Source organism: Aeromonas sobria (assembly GCF_000820145.1).
In the GTDB taxonomy this organism is placed as follows: Bacteria; Pseudomonadota; Gammaproteobacteria; order Enterobacterales; family Aeromonadaceae; genus Aeromonas; species Aeromonas sobria.
In genome coordinates, this window is the sequence record NZ_CDBW01000016.1 from 16,359 (window position 1) to 42,472 (window position 26,114).

General features: G+C 58.5%; 34 protein-coding genes, 1 tRNA gene and 1 other annotated feature. Of the genes, 20 read left to right on the plus strand and 15 right to left on the minus strand.

Annotated elements, in window-relative coordinates:
- Positions 1-110: 110 nt before the first annotated feature.
- The 7 genes from radC to BN1135_RS06965 form a co-directional block, all read right to left on the minus strand.
- Positions 111-608, minus strand: a complete 498-nt coding sequence (gene radC, locus BN1135_RS06935) for a RadC family protein (protein WP_042019905.1) — start codon at positions 606-608, stop codon at positions 111-113.
- Positions 609-825: 217 nt separating this feature from the next.
- Positions 826-975 (minus strand): hypothetical protein, encoded by a 150-nt coding sequence (locus BN1135_RS22385; RefSeq protein ID WP_223290104.1) that lies wholly within the window; start codon positions 973-975, stop codon positions 826-828.
- The gene (locus tag BN1135_RS06945) at positions 968-1,378 is read right to left on the minus strand and encodes a hypothetical protein (RefSeq protein WP_042019906.1); all 411 of its coding nucleotides are present in this window, start codon (positions 1,376-1,378) and stop codon (positions 968-970) included. The genes BN1135_RS22385 and BN1135_RS06945 overlap by 8 nt, the downstream gene beginning before the upstream one ends.
- A gap of 9 nt (positions 1,379-1,387) precedes the next feature.
- Positions 1,388-1,813, minus strand: coding sequence for a DUF2787 domain-containing protein (locus BN1135_RS06950; RefSeq protein WP_042019907.1), 426 nt, complete (start codon positions 1,811-1,813; stop codon positions 1,388-1,390).
- 64 nt (positions 1,814-1,877) lie between these two features.
- Positions 1,878-2,456, minus strand: a complete 579-nt coding sequence (locus tag BN1135_RS06955; protein ID WP_042019908.1) for a lecithin retinol acyltransferase family protein — start codon at positions 2,454-2,456, stop codon at positions 1,878-1,880.
- A gap of 88 nt (positions 2,457-2,544) precedes the next feature.
- Complete coding sequence (locus BN1135_RS06960) at positions 2,545-3,000, minus strand: IrmA family protein (protein WP_042019910.1); 456 nt, start codon at positions 2,998-3,000, stop codon at positions 2,545-2,547.
- A gap of 3 nt (positions 3,001-3,003) precedes the next feature.
- Positions 3,004-3,843, minus strand: a complete 840-nt coding sequence (locus BN1135_RS06965; RefSeq protein ID WP_042019911.1) for a hypothetical protein — start codon at positions 3,841-3,843, stop codon at positions 3,004-3,006.
- 161 nt (positions 3,844-4,004) lie between these two features.
- Here BN1135_RS06965 and BN1135_RS06970 point away from each other — a divergent pair, with 161 nt between their 5' ends.
- Positions 4,005-4,355 carry a helix-turn-helix domain-containing protein gene (locus BN1135_RS06970; RefSeq protein ID WP_016349802.1) on the plus strand — a complete coding sequence of 117 codons (351 nt, stop codon included), beginning with the start codon at positions 4,005-4,007 and terminating at the stop codon, positions 4,353-4,355.
- Positions 4,356-4,366: 11 nt separating this feature from the next.
- Here the strand turns inward: BN1135_RS06970 and BN1135_RS06975 are convergent, their stop codons facing one another.
- The 5 genes from BN1135_RS06975 to BN1135_RS06995 all read right to left on the minus strand — a co-directional run bounded on the left by BN1135_RS06975 (position 4,367) and on the right by BN1135_RS06995 (position 8,869).
- Positions 4,367-5,347 (minus strand): recombination directionality factor, encoded by a 981-nt coding sequence (locus BN1135_RS06975; protein WP_042019914.1) that lies wholly within the window; start codon positions 5,345-5,347, stop codon positions 4,367-4,369.
- Positions 5,344-6,333 (minus strand): YqaJ viral recombinase family nuclease, encoded by a 990-nt coding sequence (locus BN1135_RS06980; protein ID WP_042019917.1) that lies wholly within the window; start codon positions 6,331-6,333, stop codon positions 5,344-5,346. The genes BN1135_RS06975 and BN1135_RS06980 overlap by 4 nt, the downstream gene beginning before the upstream one ends.
- A gap of 94 nt (positions 6,334-6,427) precedes the next feature.
- Positions 6,428-7,378: a DUF932 domain-containing protein gene (locus BN1135_RS06985; RefSeq protein WP_042019919.1), complete on the minus strand. Its 951-nt coding sequence runs from the start codon at positions 7,376-7,378 to the stop codon at positions 6,428-6,430.
- Between the two features lie 209 nt (positions 7,379-7,587).
- Positions 7,588-7,664: transfer RNA gene (locus BN1135_RS06990), tRNA-Arg, on the minus strand.
- A 50-nt stretch (positions 7,665-7,714) separates the two neighbouring features.
- A complete protein-coding gene (locus tag BN1135_RS06995) occupies positions 7,715-8,869 on the minus strand; it encodes a flagellar assembly protein FlgT (protein WP_042019923.1) in 1,155 nt (384 codons plus the stop codon).
- Positions 8,870-9,076: 207 nt separating this feature from the next.
- Between BN1135_RS06995 and BN1135_RS07000 the strand changes: the two genes are divergently transcribed.
- A complete protein-coding gene (locus tag BN1135_RS07000; RefSeq protein WP_005338718.1) occupies positions 9,077-9,697 on the plus strand; it encodes a FlgO family outer membrane protein in 621 nt (206 codons plus the stop codon).
- A gap of 10 nt (positions 9,698-9,707) precedes the next feature.
- Positions 9,708-10,133 carry an LPP20 family lipoprotein gene (locus BN1135_RS07005; RefSeq protein WP_005338717.1) on the plus strand — a complete coding sequence of 142 codons (426 nt, stop codon included), beginning with the start codon at positions 9,708-9,710 and terminating at the stop codon, positions 10,131-10,133.
- 102 nt (positions 10,134-10,235) lie between these two features.
- Here the strand turns inward: BN1135_RS07005 and pheA are convergent, their stop codons facing one another.
- A complete protein-coding gene (gene pheA, locus BN1135_RS07010) occupies positions 10,236-11,408 on the minus strand; it encodes a prephenate dehydratase (RefSeq protein ID WP_042019926.1) in 1,173 nt (390 codons plus the stop codon).
- 38 nt (positions 11,409-11,446) lie between these two features.
- Positions 11,447-11,568: a sequence feature (Phe leader region), on the minus strand.
- Between the two features lie 170 nt (positions 11,569-11,738).
- Here pheA and BN1135_RS07015 point away from each other — a divergent pair.
- From BN1135_RS07015 to BN1135_RS07095, 17 genes are all read left to right on the plus strand, one after another.
- On the plus strand, positions 11,739-12,350 hold the full coding sequence (locus tag BN1135_RS07015) for an HAD family hydrolase (protein ID WP_042019929.1): 612 nt from the start codon (positions 11,739-11,741) through the stop codon (positions 12,348-12,350).
- Between the two features lie 18 nt (positions 12,351-12,368).
- Complete coding sequence (locus BN1135_RS07020) at positions 12,369-12,647, plus strand: DUF6482 family protein (RefSeq protein WP_042019932.1); 279 nt, start codon at positions 12,369-12,371, stop codon at positions 12,645-12,647.
- A gap of 79 nt (positions 12,648-12,726) precedes the next feature.
- Positions 12,727-13,563 carry an adenine nucleotide alpha hydrolase family protein gene (locus tag BN1135_RS07025; protein ID WP_042019934.1) on the plus strand — a complete coding sequence of 279 codons (837 nt, stop codon included), beginning with the start codon at positions 12,727-12,729 and terminating at the stop codon, positions 13,561-13,563.
- Positions 13,564-13,669: 106 nt separating this feature from the next.
- Positions 13,670-14,242: a DUF3157 family protein gene (locus BN1135_RS07030; protein ID WP_042019936.1), complete on the plus strand. Its 573-nt coding sequence runs from the start codon at positions 13,670-13,672 to the stop codon at positions 14,240-14,242.
- Between the two features lie 189 nt (positions 14,243-14,431).
- Positions 14,432-15,079 (plus strand): hypothetical protein, encoded by a 648-nt coding sequence (locus tag BN1135_RS07035; protein WP_042019937.1) that lies wholly within the window; start codon positions 14,432-14,434, stop codon positions 15,077-15,079.
- A gap of 180 nt (positions 15,080-15,259) precedes the next feature.
- Complete coding sequence (locus BN1135_RS07040) at positions 15,260-16,207, plus strand: YbgA family protein (RefSeq protein WP_042019938.1); 948 nt, start codon at positions 15,260-15,262, stop codon at positions 16,205-16,207.
- 69 nt (positions 16,208-16,276) lie between these two features.
- Complete coding sequence (locus BN1135_RS07045) at positions 16,277-17,164, plus strand: MerR family transcriptional regulator (protein ID WP_042019939.1); 888 nt, start codon at positions 16,277-16,279, stop codon at positions 17,162-17,164.
- Positions 17,161-18,597: a deoxyribodipyrimidine photo-lyase gene (phrB, locus tag BN1135_RS07050; protein WP_042019940.1), complete on the plus strand. Its 1,437-nt coding sequence runs from the start codon at positions 17,161-17,163 to the stop codon at positions 18,595-18,597. The genes BN1135_RS07045 and phrB overlap by 4 nt, the downstream gene beginning before the upstream one ends.
- A gap of 1 nt (position 18,598) precedes the next feature.
- Positions 18,599-19,027 (plus strand): nuclear transport factor 2 family protein, encoded by a 429-nt coding sequence (locus BN1135_RS07055; protein ID WP_042019944.1) that lies wholly within the window; start codon positions 18,599-18,601, stop codon positions 19,025-19,027.
- Complete coding sequence (locus BN1135_RS07060; RefSeq protein WP_042019948.1) at positions 19,024-19,758, plus strand: SDR family NAD(P)-dependent oxidoreductase; 735 nt, start codon at positions 19,024-19,026, stop codon at positions 19,756-19,758. The genes BN1135_RS07055 and BN1135_RS07060 overlap by 4 nt, the downstream gene beginning before the upstream one ends.
- Positions 19,755-21,014, plus strand: coding sequence for an NAD(P)/FAD-dependent oxidoreductase (locus BN1135_RS07065; RefSeq protein ID WP_042019950.1), 1,260 nt, complete (start codon positions 19,755-19,757; stop codon positions 21,012-21,014). Before BN1135_RS07060 ends, BN1135_RS07065 begins: the two co-directional genes overlap by 4 nt.
- On the plus strand, positions 21,011-21,763 hold the full coding sequence (locus BN1135_RS07070; protein WP_042019953.1) for a DUF1365 domain-containing protein: 753 nt from the start codon (positions 21,011-21,013) through the stop codon (positions 21,761-21,763). The genes BN1135_RS07065 and BN1135_RS07070 overlap by 4 nt, the downstream gene beginning before the upstream one ends.
- Complete coding sequence (locus BN1135_RS07075) at positions 21,763-23,019, plus strand: SAM-dependent methyltransferase (RefSeq protein WP_042019954.1); 1,257 nt, start codon at positions 21,763-21,765, stop codon at positions 23,017-23,019. The genes BN1135_RS07070 and BN1135_RS07075 overlap by 1 nt, the downstream gene beginning before the upstream one ends.
- A 2-nt stretch (positions 23,020-23,021) precedes the next feature.
- Positions 23,022-23,501 (plus strand): DUF2878 domain-containing protein, encoded by a 480-nt coding sequence (locus BN1135_RS07080; RefSeq protein ID WP_042019956.1) that lies wholly within the window; start codon positions 23,022-23,024, stop codon positions 23,499-23,501.
- Entirely contained in the window at positions 23,498-23,716 is a 219-nt protein-coding gene (locus BN1135_RS07085) for a TIGR02450 family Trp-rich protein (RefSeq protein ID WP_042019957.1), read from the plus strand. The genes BN1135_RS07080 and BN1135_RS07085 overlap by 4 nt, the downstream gene beginning before the upstream one ends.
- Positions 23,673-24,215, plus strand: a complete 543-nt coding sequence (locus tag BN1135_RS07090) for a chalcone isomerase family protein (protein WP_042019958.1) — start codon at positions 23,673-23,675, stop codon at positions 24,213-24,215. Before BN1135_RS07085 ends, BN1135_RS07090 begins: the two co-directional genes overlap by 44 nt.
- A 14-nt stretch (positions 24,216-24,229) precedes the next feature.
- Positions 24,230-24,769, plus strand: coding sequence for a DUF3833 domain-containing protein (locus BN1135_RS07095; RefSeq protein WP_042019959.1), 540 nt, complete (start codon positions 24,230-24,232; stop codon positions 24,767-24,769).
- Positions 24,770-24,840: 71 nt separating this feature from the next.
- Here the strand turns inward: BN1135_RS07095 and nqrM are convergent, their stop codons facing one another.
- Together nqrM and BN1135_RS07105 are read right to left on the minus strand one after the other, a co-directional pair.
- Positions 24,841-25,065 (minus strand): (Na+)-NQR maturation NqrM, encoded by a 225-nt coding sequence (nqrM, locus tag BN1135_RS07100; protein WP_042019960.1) that lies wholly within the window; start codon positions 25,063-25,065, stop codon positions 24,841-24,843.
- Between the two features lie 9 nt (positions 25,066-25,074).
- Positions 25,075-26,112, minus strand: a complete 1,038-nt coding sequence (locus BN1135_RS07105) for an FAD:protein FMN transferase (protein WP_042019961.1) — start codon at positions 26,110-26,112, stop codon at positions 25,075-25,077.
- Between the last annotated feature and the right edge of the window lie 2 nt (positions 26,113-26,114).

Genomic DNA, 26,114 nt, shown 5'->3' on the forward strand with positions numbered 1-26,114 from the left:
GTTGCATTTAGTCGCTTTGAAGCAAAAAAAATCTAGAACTATATGTACAGAAAATGCCCTTCATTTGAAGGGCATTTTCTGTTGTTAGAGTACGGTCTCTCAATTTACTGTCATAAGAGGCCACGCTCAGCAAGAGATACAGAGCCTTCACTCCCTACCACGAGATGATCCAGCAGCCGGATATCTACTAGAGTCAATGCGCTCTGCAGGCGCTGGGTGATTTCAATATCCGCCCGGCTGGGCTCCGGGTGACCTGATGGGTGGTTATGCACCAGCATCAATGCAGCCGCATTGATCGCAAGCGCACGTTTGACGACTTCCCTTGGATACACGGAGGCGCTGCTGAGCGTGCCGCGAAACAGCTCCTCATATGCCAGGATCCGATGCTGGTTATCCAAAAACAGCATGGCAAATACTTCGTGCTCCCTACTCTGCAATAGGGTTTGCAGCGCCTGTTGTGCCAAGTATTTGTCTGTAATCACGATGCCCTTGGCCAGTTTCTGGCGAGCAATCTGGTTGGCGATATTTAACAAATCATCTTCGTTAACCAGATCGGTGACGAGATAAGTGCCGGGTTGCTCTCCGGCGATCAGTTTGTGATGCAGCATGCTGGTGCTCCATACGCCATCGCCCCACCGCGTGGGATGCGGCAGGGTAGGCGAGGTGTTTGGTTAATGGGTTGGTAAATGTGGTGGTTGCAGGATTGGCTGGCGGTGTTCAGGCCGCAAGGGTGTGAGTGGTGTAGTCGTGCAACGGGACGTGGTAACTGGTCGCTAGCAGGGTGCCTAGCTGGGTTAGCCAGCGGTGATCCGGGTGGTCGCACTGCTATTGAGCCAGTGCATTGCCCTGTTCGTTTTCATAGCGCAGGTAGAGGGCATAACCGTCCACCGGCTGGTCTTGGTCATGCACAGCTTCAATCTGACCATCGTGCTCAAGATAACCCTCCAGCTCGATGGCGATCACGGCGTTAATCATCTTCGCTCTCCTTGTCGGCGATGGGATCGCTCTCCACGGCATAGCCGCGATGGATGCAGATGCGTTGCAGGTCAGCCAAGAAGCTTGCCAGCACGCGGGGCTGCTCGGTGAGTGGCACCGGCCCTGCTTGGCAATGCCAGAAGCAATTGCGTTTGGGGTCGATGCAGATCTCATATCTTGGCTGGCTCATGGTGCGCCCGTCATCGGCATTGCTGATGGTGAGCAGTTGCCACTGCACGCCTGACCAACGGACCTGCAGGGTGACTGTGCGGATGTGTGGACTATCCGGTGTCAGGTGCAGCAGCCATCGCTGACTACTGCGGGTGGGGGTTATCTTGGCGTTGGCGGCAACTTGTCCCAACCACTGACGTGAGTAGTGGGAGAGCGCTAATTCTTGGCTCATCGTGTCCTCCTAATCTCCTGCGACCGTGACGCTGAAACACTCCAACCGGCAGTAGGCAATGAAGTTGCTCTGCCAGATATCGAACAATTCCCGCGCTTCGGCCAGCCGCAGTGGTCCCCAGCCCAACATGGTGTGTTCCCCATCAAGGAAGTTGAAATCGAGCTCCTTGCAGAGCTCAGCATCTTTGCCCAATCCTTGGTAGCTGAAATCGGTGACGTAATCGAACAGCCAGCCATCGAGCCCACGGATCAGGCGGATCTCGACCGGGTGCACGCCGCCTTGTTCGGCGCTGTAGCCGGGGTTGCGAAAGTTGAAGGTCAGTTGGGTTAGGTGCTCAGGATCGAGCGTGGTGTTTGCAGCTTGCTGGTTAAGCAGTACCAGCAGAGCCTGGGTAACGGGCAAGGCAAAGCCGTCCCGGAAAAAGGGAATGGTCATGGTTTTTCCTTATGGAGTTCAAAGCAGGAGGGGATCCCCCTGCTTTTTGCTTTGAATTGATGGGTCAGTCGTTTAACCAATCCCACAGTTTGCTGATGCCATAGGCAGCGACTACGCCCACGGCAATCGGTGCTAGCAGTGGGGCAGCGGCAATACCGGTAACGGACACCACGGTCGCAGCGGCGCTACTGCTGCCAGCAGTCGTGGTCAGCGTGCTGGCAGCAAGTCCTGCTGTTGCACTGGTGGCCGCTTTCCCCAGCGTATGGCGAGCCACTTCGGCAGCCACGACGGTTGCAACAGCGGTCTGCAGTAACTTGGGGGGACGTGCAAGCCCTTCGATGCACCAGGTAACAAATTGCTCACCACTTGCAAATGGTTGGCCTTGCGCACCTTCGCTGAGCCGTGCGTAGGCCCGCGTCAGACACTCCTCTCTACTGAACAAGCGCATGGCATGGGGCTTGACCTCAATGACGCGGTGTTGGCTGAATTGAGCCAACGAGGTCAGCGCCAATTGGCCTGAGTGTTCACCAGCAGAGTCTGGTAGACAGTGAATGACCTGGTCATGGCCAACAAAGAGTCCGTGATGGTGGCCTTCAGGCTGTGGTGCAACCAGGTGATCGCCAATAATGAAATGTCGTGTCATGGGGTGATGATCCTATTAAGGGGTTGGAAATGAAAAAGGGCGTCACCATTACGGTGACGCCCTTTGGCTTTGCTTTTTCGTGAGTGGGTTACTTGCTGCCCAAGGTGATCTTCAGTGGTTGATGAAACTCGGGAGTGAAGGTTGATACCGGCAGTCGGGTGACTTGGTTGTGTGCCAGTACCTCGGTCGCCTGGATAATGGCGATGGACTTGGCCTGATCTACCTGTTCGCAATCCACTTCTGTAAAGCCTCCGCCATAGCGGGTAGCCGAGCTCCCGCCGAATGGCTCAACCTCCAGCGTTGACTCGGCCAGCGCTTTGCCCTTCTTGTCATTAAACTGCAGCGAGATGTACAAGTGACCAAACTCATCTGCTCCACCACTATCGAGGGAAAAGTGGTACGCACAGACGCCTTGGTTGGCGTATACAGTGTCGGTGTGTTGGATAGCGAGGTAGCGCTGTTCTTCTGCATGGCTGGTATTTGCCCACAGCAATCCACAAGTTATCAGGGCAGCTATAGAGCATTTAGTTTTAACGATGTTCATGGTTCACCCGTTGTAATAGTCACAAGTGGAGGTCAACTTCATGGATTTCGCTGTCCATATGGCTTCTTGGCCCGGCTTGCCGTAGACGTTGTAGACGCTCAGGGTTGATGCGGAAAGAATGGAGTTAACGAGTTGGGTCCACTCTGCCTGGTTTCTGACTGTCCCAGAGAGGCGTTTACCATCGACTTCAATTTCATGGACGGTCGCTGAGGCGTCATAAGCTCTGGTATATCGGAGGTTGGAGTGCAGGTGACTCCAACCCGGCATTTGATAGGCGCATTTGATCTCCAGCACATACCGGGAATAGTCCTTGCCTTGAGTCAAAATGTAGCTAAGGCCATATTTATCTTCTTGCACAATCCACTGTGCCGGAGGGCCTTTCGGCGTGTCCAGTTTTCGGGGTTTCTGGGCATTTTCTTCCGCCTTGCTCCAAGATGCCCCCTTACCCGCTTTACGTATTTCTCCCCACATCCAGGCATCTAGCGGATAGCGCTTGATGAGTCGGTCACCGACCATGATATCGACGTTGTTCAGCCGATTGTAGGTATTGACCTCGATACTGGCGGAGGAGCTGCAAGTGCCGGTATCGAGCTTTTTAAAGCTGCGACTGGCGTGTTCGGCAACCAGCAGATCGCCAGTGGCACAGCCCGTTTGGGAGCGGTTGTTGACTAAGGCAAGGTAGTGGCTGTTTTTGTAGATCAGCTCACAGGTACGTTTGTTATTACACGCTTGAGCCAAGGTGGTGCCATCACTGTCTTGATAGGACCAGATGTCATTGGTGTTGCTGGCCATGACAATCGGTGCAGTGACTGCCAGGGTGAGCAATGGAACGAGTCGTTTCATGAGAACTCCTGTTGGTAGTAAGTCGTAGAGAAGGGGATAACCCTAGTTCGGTTAGATAGGCAGAAAATGCCCAATAACAACCTATTAGGTTGATCCTCGCCTTTTGTGGTTCTTCATGTCAACGAGTCCACCCTCAACCATAGGGGTTGATTGGAGGACTTATGACAGATATCAACTTTGAGCAGTTAGCCAAGAACGTGGGCAAGGCTATTGGGCGTCAGCGTAACCAGGCCGGGTTTACCCAAGAGCAGGTGGCTGAACACCTCAATATCGGGATGGAGGCCGTCTCTCGAATGGAGCGAGGGATTGTGGTGCCGACCGTGGTGCGGCTGGCAGAGCTTGCTCAATTGTTTGGTTGCGAGCTGGCGGACTTTCTGCGCGAGACCAGCAACCGCCCGACCGAGCAGGGCATTGTGCTGAGCCAGCAACTGGCCCGGCTCGATGATGCTGACCGAACTCTGTTGCTGGAAACGGTAGAACGGTTGGTGGAGCGGTTGGCTCGCCCCCGCTGATCATCCGCTATTCACTGGGGAGGGGATGGGCTCCCTTTCCCCAATTTGTTGGTGAGCGGACTCCTTCTTGGTTGCGGCCTCTGTGGTGTTCTGGTTGCTTGGCTCTGCGGTGCGGCATACGAGGTAGTCGCCTCCACACCAGCGTTACCATTCGCCGTCTCGCCGCTGTTGGCTTCGGGATAGAACTCCTCCAGCAACATCGGCACCTCTTCATCGATATCCTCAAACTGGCCGTTACGCAGCAGCTCGCGAGCAGTCTGCTCCATATGCTCGATGGCCAAGCCTGCTTCTTGGTCACGCTGGGCGGCTTCCTGTGCCAGCCTGACTGCCTCAGTCAGGTTGGTCTCTTCCCGCAAGGTCAAATCTACGTAGTAGACCGGTGTGCGGTAGGACTGGGTGGTGCTTTTGGCCCGCAGCCGCAGGGTGAGCGGCAGATAGCGGGTATGACCCCCGCTCACAGCCTCCAGGTACTTGAGCCGTGCCGCCAAGGTTCGCACTGAGTTGTAGCCGGTGGTTCGGAAGATAAAGCTGCCCAGCTCATCCCCTTGCCCCTCCACAAACAAGTTCAGTCGCCCGTACAGCTTGCAACCCTGTTGGCCTGCAAAGGCGCAGCGCTCTGGTCCAGGGCAGCTGACCTCCTCTATGCCTTGTGCCCCCACGCGTCTTGCCACCTCCCCATTTCCGATACACAGCGGCCTGCCGGTTTGCCGGTCAAAGGCGCTGTATTCCGCCCGCAGATTCAAGTCGCTGTCGTTGAACAGCACCCGCACCGGAATTGCGCGGATCTTGGTTTGCTCCTGCCCTTGGCCACTTTTCTGCGATGAGTAGTGTTGATGCAGGGGATGGAGTAACCATCCCCCTTTTTGTTGTACCTGGGTGGTGAGGGTGAAGCTGTCGTCCTTCTCCGGTACCCATTTATCCTGTTTTTGCACCAGCTTGCCGATGCAGATCCGCCCGATCACGGGCGGGGTGATCGCCAGTCCTTTGATCATGGTGTTTGCCTCAAGGGTTGAATGGTGAAACGGCGCACGCCGGGCACCGGTTTGACGTAACGGGTGAGCAGGTCTGGATGATCCTGACCGAGCTTATCCAGATCCGGTGCCAGCCGGTCTTTACTGCGCTTCCAGGTGATCTTGCCATCGGCAAACAGCCCGGCAGTGGCTTCGCCCAAAGTGGCCTGTAGCCGCTGCTTGAGCTGTGACTCCTGCAGCTCGACAGCTTCTTTCTGCTGACGCAATCGCAGCAGTTCGCCAAAGAGCTGGTTGAACTCGGGAGAATCGGAGAGATCCACCGTCTGGCCATCGTCATGCGGAAACAGCCAGCTCAGGGCATTGGCGGCATCATTGGAGCCGTCAGGCTCGGGCTGCTGGTCTTGTTGCACCATCTGCCAGAACTGCGCTTCCCGCTCGGTGAGATCCTGGATCTTCTCCTCATCGCGCTCGATGCGGTAAATCCGAAAATCCTGGCCGCCGATCAGCACTGCCACCTCAGCCCAGGCATGGCCGGTGACGGCCAGTTGATGGAGTACCTGACACTGGTAAGCCACCGGCACCCCTTCCTCCCACTGGGGGGCGCTGTGATAGCTGGCAGTCTTGATCTCCAGAATGCCCGGCCCATCGGGGTGGCCGACTACCTCCCGATCGAGGTTGGCGAGCATGAAGGGTTGATCGGGGTGTTGCAGCACTGCATTGACCCGACGCACCTTGTAGCCGGTGCGTTTGGCGTAGACCTGCGCCAACACCGGCTCCAGCTCGATACCCCACAGCACCGCTTCCTTGTGGGAGATATCCTCCGGCTCTTTGCGGCCGGTCTTCTCCAGCCAAAGGCTGAGCGGGCATTTGTAAGGGGAGAGGCCTACAGCCACGGCAGCATCGGAGGAGCCAATGCCGAGTTTGCGGATAGCGAGCCACTGCTCGCGGGTTAACTGGGTAGTAGAGGCCAGCCGCAGGGCTTGGCCATACTTGGCTTTTGCTTTCATGACGACTCCTTGTTGACGGCATAAATGGCTACGCCCGGATTGGCTTGCGCCAGTCCGGGTGAGGTCGTTATGCGGTTTGAATGGGGAAGCGGAATTACTGCAGCAGAGTGAGTGCCTGATTCAGGGCTTGGGATTTGAGTTGAGCGCCCTGACCAAACCAGGCGGAATCGAGCCGGTGATCTTGGCTGCGAGCACGGCGATGATGGTCCACGTATTCGGTGACCGCATTGACCAGCCCCCAGGCGGTATTGCGGGAGCTGGCAAGCTCTGAGCCCATACCCGCGCCCTGATAGAGCTCATGCAGCCGTTGTACCGGCTTGGTGAGAATGATGTTCTCCTCATCGAGCGGTTGCGCCAGCAAGTCGCTGAAAAAGCGCAGCGCCTCTTCGGGGGCGACGGGTCGTTGTGCCAGCGCCTTGGTTTGTGTCTTGAATTCATCCCAATGAGAGAGCCCGAGCCCAAGCGACTCTTTGACGGCTGCCGCGTCGAACTGAGTGGAGTGGGGTACCTTGATGGCGCCGGTAGCGCCGCGCAGTGCCATCTGCAGGGTGTTGTTGCAAACCACCCGCAAAGAGGTGAACTGCGCCGTGGTACAGAGCGTGCCGTCGCAACTGGTCGCCAGCAGCAGATAGGACTTTACTAAGTCATTGCCTTTGAGTTTTAGATCATGGCCGGTCTTAGCCAGTGCCCACAGCTTGCGGCCACCTTTGAGTGAGCCTGCGGTCTCCAGCTCAAAGCCACCGGCTTCCACCAGGTCTTGATAGAAGTGCAGCACCTCGTGAGGCTGTACCACGTTGTAGCGGCTTGAGACCACCGACAGGGGGGCGAGGGTATCGGAGCGATACAGCACCTTGCTGTCGCTGTAGGGGCGAATATGCAACGCATCGGAGGCGACGTTAAACATCACGTCGCTCTGCTCGATAGTCCAATTCATCCCGGCTGCCTGTAGCCAGATATCGAGAGATTGTTGCGGGGGTAAAACATTGCCAAGGCCATGCCAGGGCGTTTGACCGGTGTAGGCCATCGTATCGATCAGGTGAGCCATGAGAAATCTCCAATGAAAAAGGGACTGCACAGAGCAGTCCCTTGGGTAGGTTCATGGAGATAATATATATCTGAAATTAATTCAAATGAGACTTATTTGCCTCTCTGGTTTCTAGCTATGGAATGCGCGCTGTGGTACCCCGTGTGGTACCCCAAGCCAAAAAAGACCAAGGGGTTAGCATCATGAAGATGCTAACCCCTTGTTTTATATGGTGCTCCCGACTGGAGTCGAACCAGTGGCCTGTCCCTTAGGAGGGGACCGCTCTATCCTACTGAGCTACGGGAGCCTTGTGGCGGGCATTATACAAGAAGCAACTCCCTTTTAAACCCTTGATTTTTATTCCAATACTGCCAAATCCCCATTCTGGATGTTAAACGGTGAATATTTGTTCTGGCTGCTGATGATGGCGCCATCGTCGAATACCTGCACCACTTCGAACAGGCCGTCGGCCGGGTTGCGCATCATGCGCGACTTGCCGTAGGGGTCGATGAAGTCGGCGTTGTGCTGGATGCGGAACTGATCGCCAAGCTTGACGCCGTTGCGCCGCCCCAGATTGATGTAGGGGCCGCGCTCGTTCTGGCCGACCACCCGGGCGGTGACCGGGGCGCAGGTGAGCTGGGCCACCAGATCCTGAGCGGCTTGCTGCAACTGGTAGCTGACCTCCTGGCCGTAGCTTGACTGCCAGAACTGGCCGCTGCTGCTGCCTACCTGTTCCCGCTTGCCAAAGGTCCAGGTGGCGCGCCCTTCGTAGACCTTGCGGTTGACCAGACTGCCGTTGATGCCATCGAACAGGTAGAGCTGCATGCGAAAGTTGCGCACGGGATCCTCATACCAGCTGGTCAGCTGGTTGCCCTGGGGCTCGATGGAGAGATCGTCGATGCTGCCGAGCACCAGATACTGGCTGTCGGTACGCAGGCTGAGTGCCTTTATCTCTTCGAGGGCGCTGCGATCCCCCTGTTGCAGATGCAGCGGATCGATGCGCAGGTTTTCATCCAGCCACTGGCGCACCGCGACCCCTTGCGGCGCGTTGGCGAGGGTTTCGAACAGCCGGCGCGAGAGGTTTTCCGGCATGTCGTCCATGGCACCATAGCTTGCCTGATCCGGATAACGCATCCGCAGCCTGACCAGTGTCAAATCCTTGGCGAAGTGCTGGGTCTGGCAGATCTGGCGCTCGGCCTGAATATCGGCCACTAGCGTGATATACATGCGGCCGTTGCGCACCTCTTCCCGCTTGAGCCGGTACTGGCGAATGTCACCGCCGGAGCGGATCTGGATCTGCTCGGAACGCAGGCTGCCATTTTCCAGACGCTGGACGCTGGAGACGGCCGCGCCGCTGGCCAGCAGCGCCTGACGCAGGGCGTCGCGGGTCGCCTGCTCGCGGGCATAGACCTCATCGCCCCCCAGAATGGCGGCGCTGCCCTGCGCTTCGATAAGCTCGGCTCGGGCGCTCAGGCTGGCCAGCAGCAGGGTCAACAGCAGCGGTAATTTCATAGCAGATACCTTGAGTTGGCGGGCAGCCGCGCCATTTTTGAGGAAATGGCGCCTGCTGGCCGACATGGATCACAACACGTTCCAAGTGGCAGCGCACGTTGGCGCTGACGATGTCCATTAAAAAGCAAGAATCATGCCTCATTCCCGGCTCAAGCTTTGTCCGGCGCGTCCGATAATAAGTCAGGTGCAGATACAGGAAAGGTATCCATGAACAAACTCATCACGGCGTTGGCGCTTGCCCTGGCATTGACCGGGTGCGGCTCCGACCCTATCAATCGGGATCAGGGTGACCCCCGCCAGGCGGCGCAGGGGATGGAGCTCAACTGGCTGGTGGCGCGCATGACCGATCAGCTGATGGAGCGCAAATCGCTGACCACCCTGACCGAGCCCATCGCGGTGGCCTCTTTCGTCGATCTCGATACCCTGCAGGATACCAACTGGATGGGGCAGCAGATTGAGGAGAGCTTTATCTACGAGCTCAACCGCCGCGGCGAGGTGGTGGTGGACTTCAAGCTGACCGGTAGCATCAAGGTGACGCCGCAGGGGGACTTCGTGCTGAGCCGCAACTATAAGGAGCTCTCTTCCCGTTTGCCGATCTCCCGCATTCTGGTCGGCACCTTCAGCCGCAACAGCAAGGGAATTCTGGTCAATGCCCGCGTTATCGACATGCGCACCAAGATGGTGGAGACCACGGCCCAGAGCCTGATCCCGCAAAAATATCTGTTCGGTGCTAACAATTCGTTTGGTCGGGCATCGATCAATCGCGGTTATCTGATGCGTGACAGTCAGGCGAGGCCGGGCGGTCATCTGGTCAACCTGACCCCGTGAGGAGCGAGTCATGAAGATCCTGTTTGGTTGCCTGTTGGCACTCTTGCTCACCGGTTGCAGCGGCAACCGGGTGGTGGATTACACCCAGGGTGGCAAGCCCGATGATTTTCCGGTGCTCAAGGCGGTGGGGTATGCGGTGATCGACATTCAGCCCGGCCCCTCCCAGTCGGAGAAGATGCTGCAAGCCATTCGCGCCTCCAAGATGGATGCCTATCGTGAGCTGGCCGAGCAGCTCAATGGCCAGCAGGTGCGTGGCCAGAGTAGCTACCGCGATCTGACCCAGACCTCCAACTCGCTGGATGTGTCGGTGGCAGGCGTGGTGCGCGGTGCCCGGGTGGTTGCCTCCTATCCCCGTGGCAACACTTATGCCACCGAGATGGAGCTCGATACCCGCGCCCTCTACAACATCAATCAGTTGATGGCCGGTCAGTTCTGAGTTGATTGCCTGACCTGAAAACAGGCATCAACACAGGCATCAAAACAAAAGGCGAGCATGGTGCTCGCCTTTTGTCGTTCTGGTTTTGTCATTCAGGGCTGTTTAGCTCCCCATCAGCACCGGCGGCACCGCGGTGGGTTTCACATCCTCGCTCGGGTAGCAGCCAAGCACCTTGATATAGCGGGTGATCTTGGTCAGCTCCACCAGTGCGCCCTGCATCGCAGGGGTCTGCAGATTGGCGGAGACATCCAGATAGAACATCTCTTCCCACGGGTTGCCCTGCACCGGACGGGATTCCAGCTTGGTCATGTTTATCTCGTGGCTGCGCAGTACCAGCAGCGCCTCCACCAGCGAACCCGGTTTCTGGGAGGTGGACATGATGAGGGTGGTTTTGGCCGGGATCTGCGGCGCCACGTCGATGGGCTTGCGTGCCACCACGATAAAGCGGCTGTAGTTCTCTTTCTGGTTTGCAAGATGTTCGGCCAGTACGTCCAGGCCATAGAGCTCGCCACCGGCGGCGCTGCCGATGGCGGCGGCCTCGGGGCTGGCCAGCTCTTTCACCTTCATCATTGCGCTGGAGGAGGAGTCGCAGATCTCGTGGCGCGCCCCTTCCAGCTTGCTCAGATAGTGGGAGCACTGCTGGAACACCTGCGGGTGGGCATAGAAGGTCTTGATACGGCTTAGCTCGGTCGGCACGGCGGTGAGGATGCAGTGCTCGATGGGGTAGGTGAGCTCGCCGACGATGGAGAGGCTGGTGTGCTGCATCACGTCATAGACTTCGTTGATGGAGCCCGAGCTGGTGTTCTCGATGGGTAGCACGCCAAAGGCGGCACGGCCTGACTCCACCGCATCCAGCACTTCGCGAAAATTCTGGCAGTTCACCTCGATCACCTGATCCTTGTAGCGCGCCAGATATTTGCGGGCGGCGAGGCTGGAGTAAGAACCGCGCGGCCCCAGATAGGCGACGCTGGTCATCGGCTCCTGTTGCTCCGGGTTGAGCAGGCTCTGCAGATAGGCCTGCTGGGAGAGCACAGAATCTTCGATGATGGTGTGATAGATGCGGGTGATGTACTGGGCGTCCAGCCCCAGCACGCGCCCTTTCTGGATCAGGGCGACCAGCAGCTCCTGCTCCCGCTGGTGGTCACGGATGGGACGGGGATTGGCCTGTTTGGCTCGGGCCACCTCGATGCTGAGGGTCTTGCGTTTCGCCAGCAGGGCAAGCAGCTCCTGATCCAACCGGGTGATGTCTTGTCTGATCTCGTCGAGCGTTGCCATGATTGTTCCCTATCCAAGTAATCGATTGATATTAATGCAAAAAAAAGCCTCCGCTAGGGGAGGCTCGATTCGTCTTTGCTTGCTGCTCACACGACGACAGGCCTTCCCTCAAGCGGGCCGGATAAACGAGAAAGCAAAGAAGAATGTTGGCTGCATGGTCAAAGTCCTGATTGTAACGCCCTAACCATTAAGGGATTTGCCGGTCTGATGCAAGTAAAACTTGCCCGCGGGCGGGGATGGGGGCAGGGTATCCGGTTAAGAAAACGGCGTGTAAAAGGGATGTATTGATTCCGTTTGAATAACATTCAAAGGATGAGGGAGGTGAAGCGGATGACCATTATTTTCGATTTGGGACGGGTGGTGGTGAGCTGGGATCCGGTGGGCATAGTGCGTTCGGTGCGTGGCCCGCAAGGGGCCGAACAGTTGGCGGAACAGCTCTTTAACCACCCGGACTGGCTGGAGGTGGACAGAGGCACCATGTCACTGCACACCATGGCCCGCGAAGCACAAGCGCGCACCGGCCTCTCGGCGGCGGAGAATCTGGCCATTTTGCAGGCGGTTCCCGCATCGCTCTTGCCAGATCCCGCTATGCTGACCCTGATAGCCGAGCTGCACGGGGCGGGGCACACCCTTTATGCCCTCTCCAACATGGGCCACGCCAGCATCGACTGGCTGGAGCAGCATCAGGATTTCTGGCGCTGCTTCAGCGGCAAGGTGGTATCGGCGCGGGTGCGAATGATGAAGCCTGAGCCGGATATCTATCGCTATCTGCTGGTATCGTTCGATTTGAAACCGGCAGAGTGCATCTTCATCGATGACAGTCCCGCCAACATCGCGGCCGCAGAGGCCCTCGGCATCAGGGGGATCGTCTTCACCGACGCGGCGAGTTGCCGTCAGCAACTGGGTGAGCTGGGCTGTTTGCCCACCACCGGCAAGGGGTGATGCCCCTGTGGGAGCACTATGGAGCATGGCCGGTTTCGCAACTGGTTGAGTCACTATCCCGAGGCGACCTTGATCATCGCCTGCAAGGATGGCAGCGGTTATCAGCTCTGCATCGAGGCGGAAGGGGAGAGCCTCTGCCTGACCGACAGCGAGGGAGGGCACCTGACCTTCACCTCGCTGGATCAAGCTCAGGGTTTTTTGCGGGCTCATCAGGTGTATCAGGCTCGTTTGCGAATTTATGACCCTCAAACTGAAGAGATGACGGCAGGCTCGCAAGAAATAATCATCAAGTTTTAATGTTAACCAGACTCTTTAAGGGTCTATTCAGCTTGTTTACCCCACAATAGCGCACCTGTTCATCATCCGGAGCTGTTTAATGGGTGCCAATGTTGTTGTACTGAATCAGGGATATGATCACTCTTTTCAAGCCAGGGAACAGCTATTGATTGAGCGACTGGCGGGTTTTGACGAGCTGGTTGTCTCTTTTTCGGGACGGTTGGAATCCTGCTACAGCATCGATCTGTGCCGCGCCGCTGGCGTCAAGATCCACGCCATTACCCTCGATAATCCGACTCGCAGTCGCAGCGAAGTGGCCCGTGCCCGGCGTTATTGCCAGCGCTATGGCATCGACCACTGGATCGTCAAGAGCGACGAGATCGTCTTCTGTGATCGCCTGCCACACATGGAAGGATTGATCGATCCGGTTCGCCGCATTTATGAGCATGTGCAGACCCGTGCAGAGTGGTCTCACCTGCCGCTGCTGATCCCCGCTGCGGTGGAGGAGCGTGACGACTATCTGGCCCAGTTTGGTTCCCTGCCTGCCAATACCATCTGGTTTTTTGCTGACAACGGCTTGAAGCGTCGCGATTATCGCTACGGCTTCCACAAACGCCAGCTGGGTCGCTGGGGCAAGGGGAGCAACGGTTGCCTCAGCAATCGCTTCGCCAATCCACGGCTGCTGGAGCAGCGCTATCTGCGGATGGTGGATCAGGCCGAGCAGATGCTGGCCGACATGGGGCTGGATGAGGCGCAGGTCTTTTTCCATACCCTGTGCGACTGCTCTACCACCCTGGCCCGGGTACGTCTGCCCGAGCATCAGCGTGCCCAGGCCTTTGATATGCAATCGGATATTCTGTCTGCCCTCAAGGGGACCGAGTTCGATCTGGTGACCCTGGATATGGCGCAGCAAGAGCGGCACGAGCTCGCCATCTAGCCTGCGGGCGAGCGACGGGGGTGTCAGAACGTGAGTGCTGTCATAGGCAAGGGGCGACGGGACTGTTTATACTGTCGCCCTTTCACCCGTTACCGAGCTTCGCCCTATGAAACCCTTCTCCCGTCTGCTGATTGCCCTGTGCCTCTCACCCGTGCTGGTACAGGCCGCCCCCCTCTCTCAGGTGACGCTGCCCGATGGCCGGCAGGTTCAGCTCAACGATGACTTCACCTGGGAGTATCTGGTGGTCAAACCGGCAGAACCGGTGCAGGGCGTGGCGACTGATGGGAAGACGGGGGCCGTGGTGGCGGTAGCCGCCCCGGTACTGACCGAGCAGGCCAAGGCCAATCCGGAACTGCTGGCCCAGATGGCGCGCGACGGTGTGGTGGTCAAGCTGGACAAAATCGAAGGGTCTGACCCGCTGGAGCTGACCTTTATGGTGAGCAATACCGGCAACCGCAATGTGGTTGGTGTGCGCGGCATGGTGACTCTGTTCAGTGCTGACGGGGTGCAGCTGAGCCGTCAGGAGGCCCGTTTCTGGGTTGCCGAGAATCGCTTGCCGGAGACCTATCTGCGCAAGGGGCAAGCCCGTCCATCGCTGGCCCTCGAGATCCCCCGTCCTGCCGGATTGACCGGTCAGCCGCTGGTGCGGGTCGAAATTGACGAGGTGGTATTCCGCTGATTTTTCGCTGTGCCGGCCCATGCAAACCGTTTGGGCCGGCAACTTGTTGCCGCTGACACTCCCAGCAATATCTGCTTACATCTGACATGGTTCTGCAACAGCTTGCAGCTCGGCAAGCCGGGAACCTGGCCGCACAATGACTCCATACCAGCTCGCTAGCAACGAGCCCAATCACATGGAGTTATCATCATGAAAAAAGCAACTGTCTCTCTTCTGGTTCTGGCCGGGTTTGCCTCTACTTCCGCCATGGCGCAGGATGCCTTCAGCTACGCCAAGGGTTCCGCCACCTGGGCGCACACCAAATCCGACTATCTGAACAACGGCCTGACCTTTCCCCGTGATACTAGCAATCAGGGCACTCGCGATTTTGGCGGTGTGACGCTGGATCTCTCCAAATCGTTCGCCAACAACGTCTACGGCCGTCTGCTCTCAGAGGGCACCTCTGCCCAGCACGGTAATGACAGCATGGGGATCGGCAGCCTGGGTATCGGTGTCTTCACCCCGCTCAGCACCGGCCTGAACCTCTACGGTGAAACCGGTCTGATGGGCTACACCATGGAGCGCGAGCAGGCCTATGACGTCAAGGGCTGGGATCTGGTGAGCCGCAAGAGCAGCGGCAGCATGTATGGTGAAGTGGGTCTGCGCTACGACATCGGCGACATCGAGCTCTCCACCGCCTATCGCTACGCCAACATGACCGACGATATGCACGACTTCAAGGTGGGCGGTGCCTACAAGCTCAACCAGAACTGGGCGCTGACTGCCGACTACACCTATCGCAACTGGGATCTGCAAAAAGGCTCCATCTCCAGTCTGGGCGTGAAGTACAGCTTCTGATTTTCCTTCCTGTATTCCGTAGTGTCTTGATGTTTACCCATGGCGTTTGCCATGGGTTTTTTCTTTTTCCGGTGATCCCTTTTTTCTCCTTGTGTCGTATCAGTCGCAAATAGTTATACAACTTCCATTTCTTTGTATAACTGCTATAACTGAATCAGTACTTATACAAGGAGCGCCATCATGTACAAGATTAAAGTCGGTATCAGTGCCTGCCTGCTGGGACAAGAGGTGCGTTTCGATGGGGGCCACAAGCGCTCCAGCTTCTGCGAACGGGATCTTGGCGCTCACTTTGACTATCACCCCGTCTGTCCCGAAATGGCCATCGGTCTGGGGGCGCCCCGCGCCGCCATCCGGCTGGTCAAACGTCACGGCGAGATCCGCGCCGAGGCGAGCAATGGCAGCTTCGATGTCACCGAAAAGCTGATTGCCTTTAGTGAGCAGAAAGCCCGCCAGCTCGACTTTATCTCCGGCTATATCCTCTGCGCCAAATCCCCCAGCTGTGGTATGGAGCGGGTCAAGGTCTATGGCGCCAATAACGAGGGGAGCGCCAAGGAGGGGATCGGCCTGTTTGCCAAGGCGTTGATGGAAGCCAACCCCCTGCTGCCGGTCGAAGAGGATGGCCGCCTGTGCGACCCCATCCTGCGGGAGAACTTCGTGTTGCGGGTCTTCGCCTACCACGACTGGCAGCAACTCTGCGCCCGCGGCATCACCGCCGCTGCGCTGATCCGCTTCCACTCCCGTTACAAGTATCTGGTGCTCTCCCACGCCACCACCCACTATCGCATCCTCGGCAAGTTGCTCGGTAATCTGGGCAAGGCCACCAATGTGCAGGAGGTGGCCGACAACTACATCAAGGGATTGATGACGGCGCTGACCCTGCGGGCCAACCGCCGCAGTCATACCAATGTGCTGATGCACCTGCAGGGCTACTTCAAGCGGGTGCTGAGCCCGGCCCAGAAGCAGGAGCTTGCCGATACCATCGACAAGTACCGCACCGGTATCTTCCCCTTACTGGTGCCGCTCACCCTGATCCGTCACTACCTGCGCGAGTACCCCAATCCCTATCTCGCTGAGCAGGTTTATCTGAATCCGCATCCCGATACGCTGAAACTGCGTTACGGGCTCTGAATCCGTGCTGTTGCCCCGGCGCAGACCTTGCGCCGAGGCGCTTCCCCCCTCTGTTTGATGGACGTTGTCATGTCTGATTTATCGCAAGAAGTTGCTCCTCTGGCTTATGAGGGGATCTACCCCATTCGCGAGGTCTCCCGCCTTACCGGCGTCAACGCCGTGACCCTGCGCGCCTGGCAGCGCCGCTACGGTCTGGTGCAACCGGCTCGAACCGAAAAGGGCCACCGCCTCTACAGCGAGCAGGATATCCGCCAGATCGGCGAGATCCTGAGCTGGCTGGAGCGGGGGGTGAGTATCGGGCAGGTGAAGGGGCTCTTGAGCGAACCCCACGCCGAGCCGGTGAGCGATCACTGGCAGCAGACCCTGGAGCAGTTCAGTCAGGCGCTGCTCGCCTTCAATCAGCGCAAGGCGGAGGCCGAGCTGAACGACTTGCTGGCGAGCTACCCATTCGAGCTGGTGCGCAGCCGGGTACTGCAACCGCTGGTGGAGCGGCTGCTGGGGTTGTGGCGCGAGCGGCCCGATGGCGAGTTGCTGCAACAGGTGTGGCTGGGCTGGCTCCATACCCGCTTCGCCCGCCACCTGATCGAGCAGGAGAAGGGCGTGCCGATCACGCTGGCTAGCTGGGGACAGGTTGGCCCCCTCGATCTGGTGTGGGCCGCTTACGAGCTGATCGGTCAGGGTTATGAAGTGCAACTGCTGGGGGCGGTGGAGCCCCGCCATGCCAGCCTGCTGGAGGGGCGCGCCGTCACCCCCTGGCTGGTATTACTGGGAGCTGGACTCGGCAAGCAGGAGCTGGCAGCCGGGTGGCCCGCAGGTACGCGCCTGTTTGGCGAGCTGGGGCGTCTCTACGATGGCGAGTGGCTGCAAGCCAACGGTTGGCAGGCGAGCCTTGCCGAGCTGATGGCGCAGACGCCTGCTGCGGGTAGCGCCAGCGGACGCGGGAGGAAAAAACCATGAAACTGGTCTGGTTGCGCAACGATCTGCGCCTTGCCGACAACCCTGCGCTACGCGCTTGTTGTGGCAAGAGTGCCTGCGCCGGTGATGAGCCGGTCGCCGCGCTTTTTATCGTCTCCCCCACCCAGTGGCGGCAGCACAAGATGGCACCCATCCGTCAGCGCTTTATGCTGGCGCAGGTGGATGTGCTGGGCCGTGAACTGGCGGCGCTAGGCATCCCGCTCCATCTGCTGCGAGTGGAGACCTTTGCCGAGGTGCCCGCTGCGTTGGCTGATTTAAGCCGCGAGTTGGGGGTGACCCGGCTCTATGCCAATCAGGCTATCGAGATCGACGAGCAGCGCCGCGATCACGCCGTCACCGCCGTGCTGGCAGAGCAGGCGGTGAGTTGCCACTGGCTCAACGGTTGCTGCGTGCTGCCGCCGGGGCGGGTGCTGACCGGGTCGGGGGAGATGTTCAAGGTTTTTACCCCCTTCAGCCGCGCCTGGCTCAAGGCCCTCGATGAGGAGGGTTTTGTCATTCACCGCGCCCCTGCAGCGCGCGGCGAGCCGTTGCCGTGGCAGTCACTGGCCGAGCGGGAGTGGGTTGATGAAGCGCTCGGCGAGCTGACGGCAGATCCCCGCTGGCCGGTTGGGGAGGGCGAAGCCCTGCGCCGCCTGCACGCCTTTCTGGAGCAGGCAGTGCTCGACTATGGCGAGACCCGGGATTTCCCTGCCATCGCGGGCACGTCCGTACTCTCCCCCTATCTGGCGGCGGGCATCATTAGCCCCCGCCAGTGCGTGGCGGCGCTTCAGCAGCGGCTTGGCTATCGACCCCAGACCAAGGCCCAGCCCGGCTTTGTCTGGCTCAATGAGCTCATCTGGCGCGAGTTCTATCGCCACCTGCTGGTGCTGATCCCGACCCTCTCCATGAATCGCCCTTTCAAGGCGGAGACGGCGGCCTTGCCATGGAGCTGGGATCCGGATGCCTTCGCCGCCTGGTGCGAGGGGCGCACCGGCTACCCCATCGTCGATGCGGCGATGCGCTGTCTCAACGCCACCGGCTGGATGCACAACCGGCTGCGGATGATAGTGGCGAGCTTTCTCACCAAGGATCTCCACATCCACTGGCGGCTGGGGGAGGACTACTTCATGAGCCGGCTGATCGATGGGGATCTGGCGGCCAACAACGGTGGCTGGCAGTGGGCGGCGGGTACCGGCGCCGATGCGGCGCCCTATTTTCGGGTCTTCAACCCCACCACTCAGGGGCAACGATTTGATCCACAAGGGGAGTTTATCCGTACTTGGGTAACTGAACTTGCCGATATTCCCGCCGCTTATGTGCATCAGCCCCACGACTGGCTGCGACTCAAGGGGCGACAGGATTATCCGGCTCCCATGGTGGATCACGCGGTTGCCCGGGTGAGAGCCATCGAGATGTTTCGAAATCAGGAGAAATAGGATGAAGGATCCGCTGGCCAGCTTTATTGCGCTCTATCAGCAACTGGACAAGCAGCAACTGCACCGCTTGCCAGAGATCTATGCCGAGCAGGTCATTTTTGTCGATCCGGCCCATCGTATCGACGGGCTGGCAGCGCTTACTGACTATTTTGCTGCAATGTACCAGCGCCTCGCCTACTGCCGCTTCGACATCACCAGTCAGCAACAGCAAGGGCAGGAGGCATGGATCAGCTGGATAATGCATTTTTCGCATCCGCGGCTTGCCAGCGGTCAGACTGTCACGGTAGAAGGTGCCACTCGACTCACCTTTGACCAGCTTGGTAAGGTAGTGATGCACCGTGATTATTTTGATCTTGGCGCCATGCTCTACGAGCAGTTGCCGCTACTGGGCTCAGTGGTAAGAGCGATCAGAGGGAGATTGGGTTCATGAATGGACGCGTATTGATCACTGGTGCCAGCTCAGGGATCGGTCGTCAACTGGCGCTGGATTACCAGCAGGCCGGGTGGCAGGTGTGGGGTTGTGGCCGGGATGGTGAGCGGTTACAGGAATTGGCGCAAGCGGGCATCACCCCGCTGCAATTTGATGCCCGTGACCTGGCTGCTATGAAAGAGTTGGCTAGCAGCTTGCCGCCACTGGACTTGCTGATCCTCAATGCCGGAAATTGTGAATACATGGATGTTGCCGAGGGCTTTGACAGCGCCCTGTTTGCCCGGGTGATCGAGACCAATCTCATTGCTACCGGCTATGCTCTTGACGCGTTTTTACCGCTGCTGCATCAGGGGGCGCGGCTGGCGCTGGTCAGCTCCTCTGTCAGTTGGTTGGCCTTGCCAAGAGCGCAAGCCTACGGCGCCTCCAAGGCGGCGATTGATTATCTGGCCGCCACCTTGCGCCTGGATCTTGCCATGAAGGGGATCGGCGTGACCCTGATCCGCCCCGGTTTTGTAAAAACCCCCCTCACCGCGAAGAATGATTTTCCCATGCCCTGTCTGGTGACCGTGGAGCAGGCCTCCCGCACTATCATGGACGGGCTTGCTGCGGGTCACCATCAGATCCATTTTCCCCGCCGTTTCATCTGGTTGCTGCGCCTGCTTGGGGCGCTGCCGGTGGGATTGTGGCTGCGTTTCGGTGGTTCGCTTACTTCGAAAGGACACAATAAATGAAGAAAAGGATAGCCATCATCGGCTCCGGAATATCCGGTCTCTCCGCCGGTTTTTTACTGCACAAGTTGCACGATGTTACGTTGTTTGAGGCAGCGCCAACCTTGGGTGGCCATACCGCGACCGTTGATGTGAGTCTGGCGGGTCGTAACTACGCCATCGACACCGGCTTTATTGTGTTTAATGACCGTACTTATCCCCATTTTTTGAAGTTGCTGGCCCGGATCGGGGTAGAACGGCAACCCGCCGAGATGAGCTTTTCAGTCAAAAGCCCGGAGGGGCTTGAATACAACGGTCACAACATCGATACCCTGTTTGCCCAGCGCAGCAATTTGCTAAGCCCGCGTTTTTATCGTTTTGTTGGCGAGATCCTGCGGTTTAACCGGGATGCTCGCGCGTGGCTGGCCGATGCGCAACTCGAAGGGAATAGCGATCAGCTGACCCTGGGGGATTTTTTGCTGGCCGGTGATTTTAGCGATTACTTCGCCCGTCATTACATCCTGCCCATGGGGGCGGCGATCTGGTCTTCGACCTTGGCGGATATGCGCGCCTTTCCGTTGGGTTTCTTTTTGCGCTTTTTTGCCAACCACGGCTTGCTGGATGTGGCCAATCGCCCCCAGTGGTATGTCATTCCGGGCGGTTCGCGGGAATATATCGGCCCGCTCACTGCGGGTTGGCAGCAACAGATCCGGCTCGCTTGTCCGGTTCAGGGTATTAGACGGGTGGCTGATGGCGTGGTGATCCAGAGCAGCTATGGTGAGGAGTCGTTTGATGAAGTGATCCTCGCCTGTCACAGCGATCAGGCGCTGGCCCTGTTGCAAGATGCCAGTTCAGGGGAGCAAGCCATTCTCGGTGACATGACTTATCAGGCGAACGATGTCTGGCTCCACACCGATGCGGGCTGTTTGCCGAGCCGCAAGAAAGCCTGGGCCAGCTGGAATTATCAGCTCGATGGCAATGACGAGGCTCGACCGCTGGTGAGCTACAACATGAACATCTTGCAGAGTGTTGAATCCCCAGAACCCTTCTGTGTCAGCCTCAACCCGCAGGGCAAGGTGGATGAGAGCAAGGTGCTGCGTCGCTTTGTCTACCACCATCCGGTGTTCAATCAGGGGTCCATCGCAGCCCAGCAGCGGCGCGCCGAGATTTGCGGTCAGCGCCACACCCATTTTTGCGGCGCCTATTGGTACAACGGTTTTCATGAAGACGGGGTGCGTAGCGCGCTGGATGTGGCCGAACGCTTTGGGGCCAGTTTATGAGTACCACTGCGGCTGAACAGACCATCAGTGCCATTTGGCAAGGATCAGTGCGCCATCGCCGTTTTGCACCACGGGCACATGCCTTCTCCTATAGCCTGTTTATGCTGGGGCTGGATCTGGATGAGATCGCTGCGCTGGATCAGGGGCGCTGGTTCGGGGTAGAGCGGGCGGGGCTGCTCTCCTTTCATCGTGATGATTACCTCAAAGGCAGTCAGGGTAACCTCAAACAGGCGGTGTGGCAGAAAGTGGTAGAGCTAGGTGGCACCGCAGATCCCAGTGAGCGGGTACTACTGCTTGGCAATGTGCGCTGCATGGGTTTTTACTTCAGCCCGGTCAACTTCTACTTCTGCTACCGGCAGGGGGAGGCGCGCTATCTGCTAGCGGAGGTCTCCAACACCCCCTGGAACGAGCGCCACTACTATCTGCTGGATCTGGCTGCGCTGGCACCCCACGACAAAGATTTTCATGTATCCCCCTTTATGGGGCTGGCCATGCGTTATCACTGGCGTATTCGCCCCCCGGCACAAGAGACGCTGATCCACATCGAGAGTCATCCCGTATCCGGCGATGCAAAGTTGTTTGATGCGACCCTGGCACTGAGTCGTGAGCCGCTGTCACGCAAGGGGTTGATGGCGCTGCTGGTGCACTGGCCGTGGATGACCCTGAAGGTGCTGCTCGGGATCTACTGGCAAGCATTGCGTCTTTTTATCAAACGAACCCCCATTTTTAGTCATCCGGAGACTCGCTAATGGAATTAGTGCAAGCCACACAATCAGCCTCTTTCATTGAAAAAGGGGCAAAGCAGTTGCTACTCAAGCTGCTGGTGCGCCTCGGCCATGGTCAACTGATCCTGCGAGACGGTAGTGAGCGCCACAGCTTCGGGGTAGCAGGCACCGATCTGCATGCCGAGCTGGTGGTGCAGGACCCCGCCTTCTATCGTCGCCTGTTACTGGGGGGCAGCATAGCGGCTGGTGAGACCTGGGTAGAGGGGCTGTGGACCAGCCCGGACCCGGTAGCACTGGTGCGGTTGCTGGCCCGTAATATGTCCCTGCTGGACAGCCTGGAGCGGCGCCTGAGCTGGTTGAGTTTCCCCTTCAACAAGGCGCGTCACTGGCTCAATCGCAATACCCTGACTGGATCGCGCTCCAATATCGCCGCCCACTACGATCTGGGCAATGCCCTCTATCAGGGCTTTCTCGACAGCCATATGCAGTATTCGAGTGCCATTTATCCAACCGCAGAGGCCACCTTGGAACAGGGGCAGCAGGCCAAGCTGCATACCATCTGCGAGCGGCTCGAGCTGGGGCCGCACGATCATCTGCTGGAGATCGGTACCGGCTGGGGCGGCTTGGCAGTCTATGCCGCCCGTCACTACGGCTGCCGGGTGACGACCACTACCATCTCTCAGGCCCAGCATGACTATGCCAAAGAGTGGATCGCGCGGGAGGGGCTGGGGGATCGCATCACATTGCTGCTGGAGGATTACCGCAAGCTGGAGGGCTCCTATGACAAGCTGGTCTCCATCGAAATGATCGAAGCGGTGGGCCATGCCTTTCTGCCCGACTATTTCCGCCAGCTGTCACGGCTGCTCAAGCCAGGTGGCCGTCTGCTGATCCAGGCCATCACTATTGCCGATCAGCGTCATGCCCAGTATCTGGGCAGCGTGGATTTCATCCAGCGTTACATCTTCCCCGGTGGCTGCTTGCCGAGTGCATCCCAGATGGCGGGCTTGATTGCCAAAGAGACCGACATGCAGCTGGTGCGGTTGCACGATCACGGCCATCACTATGCCCGTACGTTGGCCCACTGGTGCGAGCGCTTTCTGGCGCTGGCCCCCGAGCTGCCTAAGTTAGGCTATAGCCAGGATTTCATCCGGTTGTGGCACTTCTACTTCGCCTATTGCGAGGGGGGATTTTGGGAGCGGGCGATCAGTCTGGTGCAGCTGGAGGCGGCCAAGCCTGGGCCGTCTGGTTGGTCAGGTTCACTGCCAGTGAGCGGTCACTAATCATGTGGCAGTGGGCCCACCTGTTGGGGTTCAACCTCTACTGGTTGCTGGCGGTGAAATGGCAGCAACCGGGCCCGCTGCTGGTGATCTTGCTGCTGCACTTTCTCTTCTCGCCCAGCCGCAAGGATGATGTGCGGCTGTTGCCCCTGGCTCTTGCCGGGTGTCTGCTTGATCTGTTGCTATGGCGGATCGGGCTGTTCCAGTTTCCCGCCGGTTTTCCCCTTTGGCTGGTGCTACTCTGGCTCGGTTTTGCTCTGTCCTTGGCTCATGGCATGCGCTGGCTGCTGCGCTTGCCCCGCTGGCAGCAGGCGCTGTTTGGCATAGTGGGGGGCGCCTTCTCCTATGTGGCGGGTGCCGCCATGGGGGCAGTACACTTACCTTGGGGCATCTGGATCAGCGCGGCAGTGCTGACAGTGATCTGGATGTGGTGGTTACCCGTACTGCTGTGGGTAATGGTCAAACTGGAGGGTGAGCCAGCATGAACACCTTTTCGAGCGACACCTTGTTGTTTTCCAAATGGACCAAAGAGAGCCAGCATGAGCTGACCGATCGCCACTATCTGGTCGTGGCCTGCCAGCGTGACGCGCAAGGGCAGCTGGTGCAGGTAGTGGTGCAGGATATCAACACCTTGCAAGAACAGGAGATGGACTGGCATGAACTGGAAGACCCCCACCATTGGCATATGGGGTGGAATTAGCCCACTGCTTGCGGCGCTGACTTTACTCATTGCAACTACCGTGCACGCTTCTGCGGCCCCCTGGCAACAGCTGCGCCCGGTCGGGCAGGGCGAGATGAACTGGCTCTGGTTCAAGCTCTACGATGCCACCCTCTACAGCCAGAGTGGCCGCTATCAGCTGGGCCAATATCCACAGGCTCTAATCCTTACCTATGCCAGATCCATCGAGCGGGAAGATCTGCTGAGTGCCACCGCAGCCGAGTGGCAGCGGCTCGGCCTTGGCACTGACGTAGAGCGTCAGCGCTGGCTCGGTCAGCTTGCGGAGTTGTGGCCCGATGTGCAGGCGGGTGACCAGCTCACCTTCTATGTCGACAAGGGTGGCGCAGGCCACTTCTGGTGGCAGGAGAAGCCCCTCGGCACCCTGGCCGATCCGCAATTTTCGGCTGCTTTCCTCGCCATCTGGCTGGCTGACAACAGCCGCGATCCCGCCCTGACCCGCCGCCTGCGTGGCCAACCCTGAACATGGAGTCTCTGATGTCTTTCTATCGTGCATACCGCTGGTTGCTGTTGCTGCCCCTGCTATTGCTGAGCGGCTGTGGCGCCAGTCTCAATGACTATCGTGAGCAGGGGCCGAACTGGGATATTGCCCGTTTCTTCAACGGCAAGCTGGTGGCTCACGGCCTGGTGACCGACCGTAGCGGCGAAGTGACCAGTCGCTTTCGGGTCGAGATGGTGGGGAGCTGGCAAGATGGTAAGGGGGAGCTGTTCGAACAGTTTTACTTCGATGATGGCCGTCAGCAGACCCGCACCTGGTATCTGAGCAAGGGCGCGGACGGTCATTGGCGCGGTACCGCTGCCGATGTAGTGGGGGAGGCGGTAGGCAAGACGGAAGGGTTTGCCCTCAACTGGCGCTATCAGCTTGATCTGGCGCTGCCGGATGGCGAGGTAGTGCGGGTGAGGTTCGATGATTGGATGTATCTGCTGGATGAGGCGCGCCTGATTAATCGTGCTGCAATTAGCAAATTTGGCATCCACCTTGGTGAGGTGATCCTCTACATCGAGCGCCAGCCCTGACGATTAAGGAACTTTACCTCAATGAAAAAGCGCGCCGATGGCGCGCTTTTTGTTTCGCAAGGAAGGCCGGATCAGATGATGCGGTTATCTTCCAGCATCTTGCGACGGGCCTCTTCTTTGGCCATCTTCTTCTTGCGGTTGTCACAAGGCTCGGGGCAATCGCACTCTTTTTCGATGCCGACCGTACCCAGGCCACCACAGGAGCCGGAGATGGTCTTCTTCTGGAAGATGTAACCGATAGCCATGGCGGCTATCACCAGCATGAAGACCCCGAAGGTGATCAGAAAAATCTGCATCTGTACCTCTTACTTCTTGACCAGATAGGGCTTGAAGGCATCGGAGTAGGCCTCTTCAAAGCCGTCGTCCGTTTTGGTGATCACGAAGATCGCCAGGCCTCGCTCTTTGGCATACGCCAGGCTCTTCTCGGTTCCCATCACCATGAATACGGTCGCCAGCCCATCTGCGGTCATACAGGAGGGGTGGATCACGGTGACCGATACCAACCTGTGCTGGATCGGCTTGCCGGTGCGTGGGTCTATGGTGTGAGAGAAGCGCTGGCCATCCAGTTCATAGTAGTTACGGTAATCGCCGGAGGTGGCAACCCCGTTGTCACCGGGAACGATCACCTCTTGCACCGTGCCAGTGCCCGCGGTGGGCTTCTCTATGGCGACGCGCCAGGGGTGACCCTTGCCGTTGACGCCATTGATCCGCAGCTCGCCGCCAATCTCCACCAGATAGTTGCGCGCACCCAGGGACTCCAGATACTCGGCCACCTTGTCCACACCAAAGCCCTTGGCGATGGCGGAGAGATCGACGTAGAGATCCGGAATGTCTTTTTGCAGGGTGTCGGCATCCACCGAGGTGATGACGTGCAGGTTGCCCAGGCCGGTCTTCTGGCGAGTCTGGGTGATCAGCTCGTCGGAGGGGATCTTGGTCGGCTTCTTGTCCGGGCCAAAGCCCCACAGATTGACCAAGGGGCCAACGGTGACGTCCAGCGCCCCCTGGCTCTCACGGCCAATGTGAATGGCCTCTGTGACGACCCGCGCGGTGTCACGGGACACCACGATCGGCGTGGCACTGCGATGCTGGTTGAAGCGCGACAGTTCGGAATCGGGGCGATAGGTCGACATCTGATCGTTGACCCGCTCCAGCAATACATCGACTTCAGCCTGTAATTTGGCGGGATCACTGATGACGCCATCAGCCACTTTGATGGAGTAGTAAGTGCCCATGGTGCTACCGGTGATGTGGATCTCCGGTTTGGTTTGGACCGTTTCCTGACCGCACCCAGTCAAGAAAAAGGCTAGCCCGAAGGCTAGCCAGGTCTTTACAACACTGTGCATGG